Annotated in this window: 9 protein-coding genes; 1 reads left to right on the forward strand and 8 read right to left on the reverse strand. The window is 72.9% G+C overall.

The window, feature by feature from the left end:
* Positions 1-191: 191 nt before the first annotated feature.
* A complete protein-coding gene (locus ACQPW6_RS33220; protein ID WP_433893414.1) occupies positions 192-1,397 on the reverse strand; it encodes a ParB/RepB/Spo0J family partition protein in 1,206 nt (401 codons plus the stop codon).
* 288 nt (positions 1,398-1,685) lie between these two features.
* Positions 1,686-3,692 carry a glycosyl hydrolase family 95 catalytic domain-containing protein gene (locus ACQPW6_RS33225; RefSeq protein WP_433893415.1) on the reverse strand — a complete coding sequence of 669 codons (2,007 nt, stop codon included), beginning with the start codon at positions 3,690-3,692 and terminating at the stop codon, positions 1,686-1,688.
* A gap of 287 nt (positions 3,693-3,979) precedes the next feature.
* Here ACQPW6_RS33225 and ACQPW6_RS33230 point away from each other — a divergent pair, with 287 nt between their 5' ends.
* On the forward strand, positions 3,980-6,724 hold the full coding sequence (locus ACQPW6_RS33230) for a ferritin-like domain-containing protein (RefSeq protein ID WP_433893416.1): 2,745 nt from the start codon (positions 3,980-3,982) through the stop codon (positions 6,722-6,724).
* A gap of 112 nt (positions 6,725-6,836) precedes the next feature.
* On the opposite strand, the gene ACQPW6_RS33235 is transcribed toward ACQPW6_RS33230, so the two are convergent.
* The 6 genes from ACQPW6_RS33235 to ACQPW6_RS33260 form a co-directional block, all read right to left on the reverse strand.
* Positions 6,837-7,625 carry an ABC transporter permease gene (locus tag ACQPW6_RS33235; RefSeq protein ID WP_433893417.1) on the reverse strand — a complete coding sequence of 263 codons (789 nt, stop codon included), beginning with the start codon at positions 7,623-7,625 and terminating at the stop codon, positions 6,837-6,839.
* Positions 7,622-8,593 carry an ATP-binding cassette domain-containing protein gene (locus ACQPW6_RS33240; RefSeq protein ID WP_433893418.1) on the reverse strand — a complete coding sequence of 324 codons (972 nt, stop codon included), beginning with the start codon at positions 8,591-8,593 and terminating at the stop codon, positions 7,622-7,624. The genes ACQPW6_RS33235 and ACQPW6_RS33240 overlap by 4 nt, the downstream gene beginning before the upstream one ends.
* Positions 8,594-8,667: 74 nt before the next feature.
* Entirely contained in the window at positions 8,668-10,353 is a 1,686-nt protein-coding gene (locus tag ACQPW6_RS33245; RefSeq protein ID WP_433893419.1) for a phytoene desaturase family protein, read from the reverse strand.
* A 152-nt stretch (positions 10,354-10,505) separates the two neighbouring features.
* Positions 10,506-11,612 (reverse strand): beta-ketoacyl synthase N-terminal-like domain-containing protein, encoded by a 1,107-nt coding sequence (locus ACQPW6_RS33250; protein ID WP_433894738.1) that lies wholly within the window; start codon positions 11,610-11,612, stop codon positions 10,506-10,508.
* A gap of 119 nt (positions 11,613-11,731) precedes the next feature.
* A complete protein-coding gene (locus tag ACQPW6_RS33255) occupies positions 11,732-12,127 on the reverse strand; it encodes a hypothetical protein (RefSeq protein ID WP_433893420.1) in 396 nt (131 codons plus the stop codon).
* 2 nt (positions 12,128-12,129) lie between these two features.
* The gene (locus ACQPW6_RS33260; RefSeq protein ID WP_433893421.1) at positions 12,130-12,537 is read right to left on the reverse strand and encodes a hypothetical protein; all 408 of its coding nucleotides are present in this window, start codon (positions 12,535-12,537) and stop codon (positions 12,130-12,132) included.

The raw sequence follows: 12,537 nt of genomic DNA on the forward strand, positions 1-12,537 counted from the left end.
TCCTCTGCGGGAACTGGCAGCAGAATATCGGGGATTTCCGGTGTTCGACTGGGCGGCGCGAACAGTTGAACACCCATTCCGGGCAGTCGGAAAGGGCATGCCGGAACGACCGGAGCGGCGATCGTATTTCATCGCCGGGAAACCCGGTACCGGAATGGCGGGAGAAGGGCGGAGCCCGGAATGGATACGGTTCAGGGATGGCCGGACCGCGGCGGCGGATATCCGGGCCGCGGCCAGGGGCCCGGGCCCGGCCAGGGCCTCGGTCCGGGCTCCGGGAGCGGTTCTTTCTCCGCTTCGGGGTCCGCGTCGCCTTCCGGGGCGCGCACCTCGACGGCGGTGGCGAACCGCAGCCACCGCTCCGCGCACAGGCGGGCGGCCTGCGCCGCGTCGGCCGCGCGGTGCGCGGGGACTCCCGCGAGCAGGTCATGGAGCTGGTCGTCGGTCAGCAGATGGGAGGCCAGCAGGTGCAGCAGTGCGCGGCCGGACTGGGACATGCGCAGGGACGGGTCCCGGCGCATCCGGGCCAGGACGCCTTCGGGGATCAGCCCGGCGGGCGGCGGTGCGGCCGGGGGCTCGGGCTCATTGTCAGGTTCTGGGGCGTCGGTCGCCGGCGGGGAGCCGGCCGCGGCGGCTCTGAGCCCCGGCGGTACCGGGTCCTGGCCGAGCCGCATCCGGTTGCGCACGTCGCAGGCGGTGGCCAGCGCGACCCCCGCCCGGCCGGCGATCTCGCGCAGCGAGGCGCCCGGCGACTCGGCGATCACCCTGCTGGCCGCGATCCGGCCGGCCGCGCCGTTGACCGGGCGCACCCGGCCGTCCCGGCCGGTGCGGGCCGGCAGCTGGGCGGGCGCGGCGCCGGCGCGCCCGCGCAGCGCGCCCACCCGGCCGGGGGACAGGCCGGTCACCGAGGCGATCCTGCGGTCCGACCAGTGCGGGTGGCTCTCGATGATGCGCTGCGCCGCGGCGGTCCTGTCCCGCCGGGACAGCGGCATCCCGTGCTCGGCGTTGAGCTTGACGGCGAGCACGAACGCGTCGTCCGCCGAGCCCTCCACCAGCCTGATCCGGATGTGCCGGTCACCGCGCAGCGTCGCGGCCCGCAGCCGGTGCATCCCGTCCACCACGCGCATCGTGGCCCGGTGCACGACGATCGGCGGCAGCACGGCGTCCGACTCGGCGAGCGCGCGAGCATGCTCCTCGACCTCGCCGGCCAGCCGCGGCGAGTCGGCGGGTTGCAGGAACCCGATCGGAACCAGGTGCGTCCGGTGCGAGACGCGAGGCTCGTGGGCGGGCAGCCGCGACTCGTCACCGGCGGCCGACCCGCCGGCCGCCGACCCGCCGGCCGCCGACCCGCCGGCCGACGGCGACCGAGCGGCCGGAGATCCGCCGGCCGGTGTCCGCACGGCCGGTGTCCCGCCGCCGAAGGACCGGACGGTCGGTGTCCCATCGGTCGGCGGCCGGAGGGCCGGGGATCCGCCGGTCGTCGAGTCACCGGCCGGCGTCCCGCCGGCGCTTGACCGGACGGCCGCTGGTCCGCCGGTCACCAAATCACCGGCTGACGTCCGACTGGCCGCCGACCCATCGGCCGGCGTCCCGCCTGGCGATGGCCGGGTCGTCGGCGGACCGTCCGTCGCCGGGGCGGCCTCGGGGGTCTTTCCTGCCGTTTCCATGGGGCGCTGTACCGGCGGCCGTCAGGCCGCGCCACCCCAGCGGCGGGCGGTGCCGGAGGCCGGCACCTCGGACGGCGCTGCCTCCGGGGCGGCGGCTCCGCGTCTGGCCACCACGACGCTCTCGCCGGCGTTCAGCCGGACCACGCACGTGCCGGGGGCGGTGCTGCGGGTGTCCGCCGGGCGGGTCGCGCCGCGGGAGTTCTCGATCCGGATGTCGGCCTCGGCGGTGATGCCGTGCCGCAACGTCAGGGTCCGGCCCGCGCCGTCGCCGCCGCTGACCCGCACCCAGTCCGTGCGCCCCTGCGAACGTGCCGCGTCCACCACGAACGCTCCCGGCGCCCGCAGGCCGAACACCGACGCGTCCGCCCAGCGCTCCAGGACGGCGGGGAAGACGTCCACCACGTCCGGGTCGCCGGAGACCAGCAGGTCGAGCACGGCCTGCCCGGCCGCGAACGGTATCGCCGGGTCGCTCGACTGGCCCTTGCGGTAGGCGGTGTTGGGAAGCAGCCGGGTGCCGGCCGCCGGCTCCCCGTCGAGCAGCCGGTGCAGCAGAGTGGCTGCGAGGCCGCTCTCCCGTACCGCCGCCGCCATCGAGGCGCCGACCGCGTACGACCGGCCGTCCCAGTCCTGGCGCATGCTCGCCCAGTGGTCGAAGCTGCGGGTCATGACCCCGTGGTCGGCGGGCCGGCTCCATCTCTTCTCGAACAGCGGGAAGAGCCACAGCAGATGCCCCGCCCGCGCGTGCGAGCGGGCCAGCCGCACCCCCGCGCCGACCGACACCCCGCCGGCGGCGTCCTGCCCGTACGGGGTGAGCCGGGCGGCGATCTCCTGCCACCGGCCGAGGTGCGGCTCCTCGGCGCCGAGCCTGCGGGTCGAGTCGATCAGCGTCGTGGTGGCCCAGCGCAGCAGCGACAGGTCGTGGGTGGAGTCCACCACGTCCCCGTAGCCGGGGGAGTTGGTCATCGGCAGGTGGAAGCGGCCGTCGGCGCCGCTGACCAGGAAGCCGGAGTAGAAGTCGACGGCCCGGCGCAGCAGCGGGTGCAGCAGCTCGCGCAGCACCCGCTCGTCCCCGGTGTGCCGGTAGGCGTCCCAGATCTGCGGCGCGCCCCAGACCAGCAGCAGGTTCTCCGACGGGCCGGCCTTCGAGCCCGCGCCGGGGAAGGTCCAGGTCGGGCGGTCGGGGCCCGCGGACCTGCCGAGCGCCGCCACGACCCCGCCGAGGTCGGTGTGGCCGGTGCGGTTGAGCAGCGTCGGCGCGCTCTGCGGCACCGCCGCCCGCGGGGACAGCACGCTGGCGGCGGTGTACAACTGCGCCCAGTGGAACCGCTGTACGGTCCGGTCCGGTACGGACAGGTAACTGCGGGAGTAGAACTCGTGCCACCAGGACCGGTGTCGGCCGGTCAGCGCCTCCTGACCGGCCGAGAGCACGCCCTGCGCGTCGCCCTGGCCGATCGTGGCGGCGGTCGTCGTACGGGTACCGGTCCGCCGCACGGCCTGCGTGACCTCGCCGCCGTGCTGGAAGGTGACCGTCCGTTCGCCGCCCTCGGCGGTCGCCGACACCAGCAGCACCCCGTGCCCGCGCGCCACCAGCGCGGAGACCGCCACCGTGCCGGCCGTGGTGCTGACCGTTGCGGTGAGTTCGGCGTTCCACAGGTCGAGTTCGAGCCGGACGCCGGTCAGCGTGCCGTCCGGCACCAGGTCCACGAAGGCCGGTGCGCTGTCCCAGCCGGCTCCGGCGGCGCCGAGCGAGAACCGCAGCGCCTTCCCGTCGGGCCGTGAAAAGACCTGCACGGCAAGGGAGTTGTCACCGAGGAACGGCGCCTCGTACCGCTCGCGCGGTGCCCGCGGCCACACCATCCGGGCGTCCCGCAGCGAGCTCTCGTGCGCGCCGGCCGGCGCCGCGGACGGCCCGGCGGGCCCGGCCGGCTCCGCGACCGCGGACTCGGCGGCCCAGGTGGTGCCGGCCGCGGCCACGCCGGTGGCGGCCGCGCTGCGGATGAACGTCCTTCTCCCGAGTTCGGCGTCCACTGTTGGTGTCTCCTCGTCAGCGCACTGCGGTGTCGGCGTACGGCCGGGGTCCCGGACCAGTGCGGTGGCGAAGCACTGTGGCAGCCCATCGCAGTGGACCACGGCGGCGGCCCCGCGGCCCGTGCCGCTCCCGCCGACTGACCGCAAGCGGCCGGTGCCCGGCACCGCGGGCCGCCCGGAAAGGCCGGCTGGCAACTAGCGGACAACGCGAGCGGCGCGGACGGAGATTCTTCCTAGTCTCCGCCCAACTGTGCGCACACTGTCGCTTGTTCGGAGAGAAGAGAGCCGTGTCCTACCTCGGGTATCCCCGGCTGAATTTCGCGGGCACCTTCCAGGCCGATGTGCCGACCGCCAACAACATGCCGCCGTACTACGACATCAAACTGTGGGAACCCCGCCTGGCACGGCAGATGCAGCTGCCCGATCTCAACGGGCTGTGGAATCCCGGCGGAACCGGTGACGTACGGCTCACCGACGTCCGGGTGACCAGCTGCCATTCCGCGGACGGCACCAGGGTCACCGACGCGGGGAAGGACCCGCTGGTCGGCGGCCGGCTGGTGGACGACGGCCTGCGGACCAACGGGAAGTTCGTCGATCTCGACCCCAGCGACCAGACCGTCACCGAGCTGTACGCCATGCGTCCGTGCCTGCTGGACTCGGCGGGGGAGCAGGTGCTGCGCGCCGACGTCCTCACCACCTCCGTCGAGGACATCTGGCTGCGGGCGCTGACCCCGGTCGAGGTCCCGTACCCCTCGGGCGCCTACCAGTCGGTGCTGACCGGCCTGGAGTGGGCCGGCACGTCGCACTCGCCGCTGCTGCGGGCCCTGCGGGCGCAGAGCGAGGACGGCCTGCTGTCCATCAAGTTCACCATGGACTCGGTGGAGTTGGGCTTCGGAGCCCCGTCGGACAACGTGACGTTCGGCCGTATCGTCGGCGCCATCGGGCCGTACCACTCCGGCGAGCCGAAGCGGTTCGTCGCCGGCCGCCGGCTGCGCAAGGTCGGCGACACCGGGCCGCTCACCGACGCCACCTGCCGGATCGACGACGCGACCCGTACGGTCTTCGTCGACCTGGCCAACAGCGTCCCCACGACCACGCCCAACGGCCCGCTCGCCGACGTCGGGAAGCTGCACCTGGCCGTGCTCGACGAGGCCGGCGCCGCCACCGTACTGGCCCCGCTCGACGGCATGGACGACGCCGGCTTCTACGAGCGCGACGCGGGCATCGCGACCGCCCGGCTGACCAAGGACCAGGCGGCGCTGGCCGGGAGCCGCCAACTGGCCCTGGTGGACGGCTCCGCGGCTCCCGTGACGATGCTCAGCGAGAACGCCGACTCCACCTGGATCCACGTGGACGGCGGCGTGCAGAAGCTCTGCGCGGGCACCGGGGCCGGCGAGTCGGGCTCGGCCACCGTCGTCGCCACCCGGTACGGCAAGCCGGCCCGCGGCCTGCGGGTCTTCCTGACCCCGGTGCTGCCCGGGCAGCCGGTCACCGTGCCCTCCGAGGTGGTGACCGACGGCGCGGGCCGCGCCACGATGACGTTCACCTGCCGGGACCCCGGCAACCCCCGCGGGCCGATCGACGGCGACGTCGCCCAGGTGGCGTACGGCTCGGTGCACCGCCCCGGCGAGCCGCACGGGCAGGTGCACTTCCGGGTGCTCGACGCCTACCGGGCACCCGAGCACCCCACCTGGGTACGCGACGTGCAGCCGGTCTTCCAGCAGTACGCGAACCTCTACCCGGTCATGCGCGGCATCCTCGACCTGGGCAACTACAACCACGTGCTCCAGCACTCCGCGTACATCAAGCGCACCCTGCTTGCCCCGCAGGAGTCCCCGAACCACATGCCGGTCACCCGAGACCTCTCCCCAGGAAAGCGAGACATGATCGTGAACTGGCTGAAAACGTCGCCGACGCCGCCGTTGCTCGACATCGCCACGGTGGACGACCTGCGGGAAGTCCTGCAACAGGCGATGCTGGTGGAGCTCGCGACCATCCCGCCGTACCTGGCCGCGCTGGTGTCGATCAAGCCGGACCGCAACGTGAAGATCGGGCAGCTGATCCGCGGTGTGGTGATCGAGGAGATGCAGCACTTCGCGCAGGTGTGCAACCTGCTCAACGCGGTGGGCGGCGCGCCGCAGGTCGGCCGCCCCGGCCTGGTGCCGACCTACCCCGGCAAGCTGCCGGGGCCGGTGCTGCCCGACCTCCAGGTCAGGCTGCGGGCGCTCTCGCTTGAGCACGTCAAGGACGTCTTCATGGCCATCGAGCAGCCCGAACACCCGGTGGTGGACGGCGAGTTGTTCAAGGGCGCCGTCATCAAGCCCGACAGCGTCAAGCTGGACGGGGCCGGCAAGGTGCTCTCCGCCGACCCCAAGGCGATGGACACCCTGGAGAGCTGGTTCACCAAGGCCGAGCACGAGCCGCTGACGATCGGCTGGCTCTACAACCAGATCGCCAGGGCCGTGGTCAGACTCGACCGCGGCGGCAAGCTGTTCAGCGGCGACCCGGCCCGGCAGATCTCCTGGCCGGACGCCCCCAAGACGCTCTACCAGATCACCGACAAGCGCTCGGCGCTGCTGGCGATCTACCAGATCGTGGAGCAGGGCGAGGGCTCGCCGACCGACCTCGACCACGACTCGACCGCGGACGAACTCGGCCACTACTACCGGTTCGAGGAGATCGTGAAGGGCCGCGAGCTGGTCAAGAACGCCAAGGGCCAGTGGGTGTTCGAGGGCGCCGAGATCCCCTTCGACCCGGACGGCGTGTACCCGGTGGTCGACGACGCCGACACCTACCGGCTGCCGGCCGACTCCGTCGGGCGGCGCGAGTCGACGCTCTGCGACGACGCCTACACCAACCTGCTCACCTCGCTGAACCGGGTGGTCAACGGGCACCCCAAGGAGCTGGACGACGCGGTCGGCCTGATGCTGAAGGTGCAGGTGCTGGCGAAGAACCTGCTGACGATCCCGTCAGCGGACGGCGCCGCCACGGTGCTCGGCCCGGCCTTCCAGTCGCCCGCGCCGATGGAGTGACCACCCGTCCGCGAACGGCAGTCCACGACAGCGAATCGGCCGGGCGGACCCTGGATCCCAGGGTCCGCCCGGCCGATTCGCTGTCCGAGGGGCGGCGGGTCGCGCCACGCCGCTACCGCGCGGCGGCTCGCTGGTAGGCGCGGGCCGTGAGCGGCACCACGACGACCAGTGCCACGCCGAGCACCAGGCAGGACACGAAGACCGGGTGGTGCGTCGGGAACGCGTCACTGGTGACCTGGCCCTGGTTGCCCCACAGCTTGCGGCAGGAGGCCACCACCGAACTGACCGGGTTCCACTCGGCGATCACCTGGAGCCAGCGCGGCAGCCCGTCCAGCGGCACGAACGCGTTGGACAGGAAGATGAACGGCATCGTCAGCAGCATCGCCACCGAGTTGACCGCCTCGGTGCTGCGCACCACCAGGCCGAGCAGCGCGCCCAGCCAGCACATGGTGAAGCCGAGCAGCAGCAGCAGCGCGAAGCCCGCCGCGACCTTCAGCACGCCGTTGTGCGCGCGCCAGCCGATCAGCGCGCCGACCACCGACATCACGACGCAGCTCAGCGCCGTCATCAGCAGGTCGGACACCGTACGGCCGAGCAGCACCGCGAAGCGCGACATCGGCAGCGAGCGGAACCGGTCCACCAGGCCGTTGTGCAGGTCGCCGGAGACGCCGGCCGCGGTGGTGCCGATCGCGGAGAACATCACCTGGGTGAAGATGCCCGCCATGATGTACTCGCGGTAGTTCACCCCGGGCACCGACATGGCGCTGCCGAACAGGTAGCCGAAGACCAGCACCAGCACGACCGGTCCGATGGTCACGCCGATCAGCTTCTCCGGGACCCGGGCGATGTGCCGCATATGGCGCCCGGTCAGCGCCATGGTGTCGTAGGCGAGGTCGCTCATGCCTCGGTCTCCTCTTTCTCGGTCGGGCCGGTGGTGTGGCCGGTCAGGCTCAGGAACACGTCGTCGAGCGACGGCCTGCGCATCGCGAAGTCGGTCACCTTGATGCCGGCCTCGCGCAGCGCGGCGGCGGCGTCGGCGATCGTGTCGATCCCCGACTCGATCGTGGCCGACACGAGCCGGTCCTCCTCGGTGACGACCGGCTCGCCCACCGAGACCTTGGCCAGCACCCGCGCGGCCTCGGCCACCGCGGAGCGGTCCGCCACGGTCACCTCAAGACGCTCGCCGCCGACCTTGCCCTTGAGGTCGTCCGGCGCGCCCTCGGCGATCACCGCACCCTTGTCGATCACCGCGATCCGGTCCGCGAACTGGTCGGCCTCCTCCAGGTACTGCGTGGTCAGCAGGACGGTGACGCCGGCCGCGACCTGCTCGCGCACGGTCTTCCACAGCGTCATCCGGCTGGTCAGGTCCAGGCCGGTGGTCGGCTCGTCGAGGAACAGCACCGACGGCTCGCCGAGCAGGCAGGCCGCCAGGTCCAGCCGCCGCCGCATGCCGCCCGAGTACGTCTTGACCTCGCGGTCGGCGGCGTCGGTCAGCTCGAACCGCTCCAGCATCTCGGCGGCCCGCGCCTTGGCGCCGCCGCGGCCGAGCCGGAGCAGCTTGCCGAGCAGGGTCAGGTTCTCGGCGCCGGTCAGCAGCTCGTCCACCGCCGCGTACTGGCCCGCCAGGCCGATCTGCCGGCGGACCTGCTGCGGGTCCTTGGCGACGTCGATCCCGGCGACCACGGCCCGGCCCTCGTCGGCCTCCAGCAGGGTGGCCAGGATCCGGACCGCCGTGGTCTTGCCCGCCCCGTTCGGGCCCAGGATGCCCATCACGGTGCCGGCCGGCACCGACAGGTTGATGCCGTCCAGCGCCTGATGGTCGCCGTACCGCTTGCGCAGCCCCTCTGCCTCGATGGCAACGTCGTTCATTTTCCCCACCTCACGGATCTCGTCGGATGATTACGTGCTGGTACGTGCCTTGCGCCGGGCGGGCCGGCCCGTGGTCAGCCGATCCTGGCCAGGCCGCGGGCCGTGCGGCGGCGGGTGCCGCGGGAGACGGCCAGCGGGTCCCAGTCCTCGGTCCGCTCGGGCAGCAGGTCGCTGTCGCCGAGCACGGTGCCGCCGTGCACCTCGGACATCAGCCGGCGGCCGAGGATCTGCGCGGCGCAGGAGATGCCGCCGAGCGCCACTCCGGTGATGCCGCTGCCGTAACGGGTGCTGGCGCCGACCACGTGCAGCCCGGGCACGGAGGTGCGGGTGTCGGGACGGTTGCCCGCGCCGCCCCAGTCCGCGAGGCCGAACGGGGTCCCGCCGGTCGAGAGGGTGTAGCGCTCGTGGGTCAGCGGCGTGGCCGCCTCCAGGTGCACGATGTGGTCGCGGAACGGCCCGACGGCCTCCTCGGCGGCGCTCAGCATCGCCTCGGTCAGCCGGGCCTTCTGCTCCTTGTACGCGGTCTTGCGCCGGTAGCGCTCGCCGGACGCCGGCCCCTGCGCCACGCCCCAGTGGGCGTAGCTCGACGGGCACATCGTCATCACCTGGAAGTTGCTGTGCCCGGGCGGGCACACGCTGCGCGAGCCCGGGTCCTTCAGCGAGGCGAAGGACATGAACAGGAAGTCCACCGGGTCGAGTTCGCTGCCGGCCAGCCCGTCGTAGTACGCGCTGATGTCGTCGCCGCGGTACCACCACAGGTTGGCGTTCGGCCGCGGCGGCAGCTCGGTGTCCAGGGCCACGTACAGCGTGGCGAACGGCAGCCCCATCGTGGCGTTCTCGGTCTTGGCCACCAGCCGGCGCGGGAAGTGCTCGGGGCCGACCAGGTCGAGCACCGTACGGCGGTAGTCCGCGTTCGACACCACCAGCGGGGCGCTGAACGCCTCGCCGCCCTCCAGGCCGACGCCGGTCGCCCTGCCGTCCTCGACGAGGATCCGCTCCACCTTGGCGCGGGTGCGCAGCTCGCCGCCGTGCGCCTCGATCGTCTCCACCAGGGCCGCGGCCAGCATCTGGCCGCCGCCCTCGGGGTAGTACGCGCCCCTGGCGTAGTGGTCGGTGACCGTGGCGTGCATGGCCACGCTCGCCTGGTCGGGGGCCATCCCGTAGTTGGGGGACTGGGCGGCCAGTACGGTCCTGGCGCGGACCGACAGGCCGCAGTGGTCGAAGAGCTCGGTCAGGGTGCGGCGGCCCCACCGCACGGTGACCGGGGTGCGGGCGACGAGTTCGGTGATGGTCAGGTCGTTCGGCGACAGCAGCGCCTGGCGCATCTCCTCGCCGAGGCCGGAGACCACGTCCACGAACCGGTCGAGGCCCGCCGCGTCGGCCGGCAGCGCCTCCTTCAGCCGCCGCCGGTAGCCGGGCCAGCCGGCCGGCATGTCCATCGTGACGCCGGGGACGGTGATCCGGTCGAAACCGTCCTGGTCCATCTCCCGGTACTGGACCCGCTTGTCGAGCCCGAGTCCCGCGAAGATCGCGGGCAGGATGCCGTCGGGTCCGCAGTCGCCGAGATAGTGCACGCCGACATCGAATTCATAGGCACGCCGGCGGCGGAACACATGGCTGTTGCCGCCGGCCACATCGTGCTGTTCCAGGACCAGCACGCGATGGCCGCCGACGGCCAGATAAGCCGCGCACACCAGTCCGCCGAGCCCGGAACCGACGACTATGGCATCCCATTTTTCTCGGTTTTCTCGGTTCGACATTCAGGCTTCCCGTTTCTGTTCTCACGATTGGTTTGACACCGTGGCAGCAATCCCGGGCACCGGACGGACGGCTGACCGGAAACTGCCACCGCCCGGAGTTCATGGGCCTGGACACCGGACCTACGGGCCGGGAGACCGGACCTGCCGGGCTTTCAGAGCAGCCGCAGCAGGGCGCAGGCCAGCACGCCGTCCCGGTCGACCGCGGTCACCAGGGCGATCCGGCCGGCCGGCTGCGGGTCCCGCTCGGCGTGGCTGAGCAGCGCGGCGATCTGGAACACGGCGGTGGCCGCGGCCGTGTCGCCGATGGGCCCGGGCGCGGGGATCCGCAGGGGCGTGTCGCAGCTGAAGACGTCGTCCAGGGCGTCGCGCTCGTGGCCGCCCGCGAGACCCGCCGGCGCGGACGGGGAGACGGCCCAGATGTCGTCAGGGGTGAGCCCGGCGCGGGCCAGGGCGCGGCGCACGCACTCGGTGAGCGAGCCGGTGATGCCGTCCTGGCCGACCACGGCCGAGGTGACGGAGATGACCTCGGCCAGTCCGGCCCCGTCGGGCAGCGACTCGGCCGGCTCCACCCGCAGGACGGCGCAGCCCTCGCCGAGCACCGAGGCGCCCTCGTCGGCGGTGCGGGTGTGCCATTCGAGCCACGAGCGGGCGGTCGAATACTCCTCGACGGCGCCGCACAGCACGGTCTGCGCGCGGCCCGAAGCGAGCAGCCTGCGGGCGTAGTTGAGCGCCAGCAGGCCGGACGCGCGGCCGGCGGCGACGGTGGTGTTGGGGCCCTTCAGGCCGTACCAGATCGCGCACTGGCCGGCCGCGCAGTTCATCACCGTGTTGGGGAACTGCGAGGGGTCGATGTAGAACGGCGCCTCGTTGACGAAGGTGTCGCGGGTCAGGCTCATCATGCTCTGCGCGCTGCCGGTGGTGGTGCCGAGCACCAGCGCGGCGCCCTCGTCGGCGGTGAACGGGCCGTCCTGGCCGGTCTCCTCGCGCAGCAGCTCCTTGACGGTGGTGACGGCGAGGCCCGTCACCCGGTCCATCGACCTGGTGCCCTTCTTGCCCAGCACCTCGCGGACGTTGAAGTCCGGTACCAGGCAGGCCAGTTCGTCAGGGCCGGTCCACTGCTCGGCGTCCAGCGCCGAGACCGTGGCCCGCCCGCTCAGCGCGCCCTCCACGAAGGCGTCCCGTCCGATCCCGTACGGCGACACCGCCGACCAGCCGGTTATCACCGGTCCGCGTACCGCACCCGGCACCGCGGTGACCATCGCGCTCACAGCAGAATCACTCCTCATCGGTAGAAGACGCCCACCGCAAGCCGCGCCGGCGCCTGGTACGGGCCCGTGCACGTCACCGGGCCCGCACGTCGAACGTCACGCGGCGCGGCTCACAGGTAGAACACCGCGCGGTAGCCGGCCCAGCGGGCCGCCATCGATCCGCCCGGCACGCTCCGCACGCCGGGCAGCAGGGCCTCCTGGCCGGCCAACCCGTGCGCCAGCAGGTCGGGTTGCTCCGCCCACACCCCCACCCCCGACTCCATCAGCACGTCGAGGCCCTTCCTGGGGTCGGTGACGGTGCTGAACACCGTGCTGCCGAGCCGCAGCGGCGGTGCCTGCCCCGCCCGGGCCGCGTAGCTGACGGCCGGGCCGCGAAGAAGCACGTCCAGGCCGCCCAGATGGCGGTGGAAGAGGAAGGCGCAGTAGAGCGCGTCGGAGAACTGGGTCTCCACCGCGCCCCGGTGGGCGCGCTCGACGATGGCCAGGGCGCGGGCGGGTTCGGTCATCGTCACATCACCCCGAGGTAGAGCGTCTTGTCCGCGGCGGCCACGTGCTCGGCGAACTTGGCCGGCGCCCGGGTCGGCACCTGCGCGATGTGCGCCACCGCGCCCCGATCGTCGCTGCAGAACCGGCAGGCGTACCAGTGCAGCCGGCCGGGGAAGGCCGCAAGCATCTCCTGGACGACCGCCGCCATCGACGGGTACACGGTGGACCAGTTGGCCAGGTCGCGCGGCTTGCTCTCGCCGAGGCCGACCTGCGTCAGCATGGTGGCGTAGCCGCAGGCCCAGATCTGGACGGTCGCGCCGCCCTCCAGCATCGCCTGGGCCATCCGCAGCACGCTGGTGACCAGGTCGCTCTCGTGCGGTGCGCCCATCACCGTCAGCAGCACGTCGGTGTGCGGAACCTGAGTCGGCAT

Origin of the sequence: Streptomyces sp. CA-111067 (assembly GCF_050956065.1) — a bacterium.
GTDB lineage: Bacteria > Actinomycetota > Actinomycetes > Streptomycetales > Streptomycetaceae > Actinacidiphila.

Coding starts and splice junctions, on each gene's coding strand:
- ACQPW6_RS33235 (WP_433893417.1), bottom strand. CDS start 7,625: ATGAGCGACCTCGCCTACGACACCATGGCGCTGACCGGGCGCCATATG.
- ACQPW6_RS33240 (WP_433893418.1), bottom strand. CDS start 8,593: ATGAACGACGTTGCCATCGAGGCAGAGGGGCTGCGCAAGCGGTACGGC.
- ACQPW6_RS33245 (WP_433893419.1), bottom strand. CDS start 10,353: ATGTCGAACCGAGAAAACCGAGAAAAATGGGATGCCATAGTCGTCGGT.
- ACQPW6_RS33250 (WP_433894738.1), bottom strand. CDS start 11,612: ATGGTCACCGCGGTGCCGGGTGCGGTACGCGGACCGGTGATAACCGGC.
- ACQPW6_RS33255 (WP_433893420.1), bottom strand. CDS start 12,127: ATGACCGAACCCGCCCGCGCCCTGGCCATCGTCGAGCGCGCCCACCGG.
- ACQPW6_RS33260 (WP_433893421.1), bottom strand. CDS start 12,537: ATGCCGACTCAGGTTCCGCACACCGACGTGCTGCTGACGGTGATGGGC.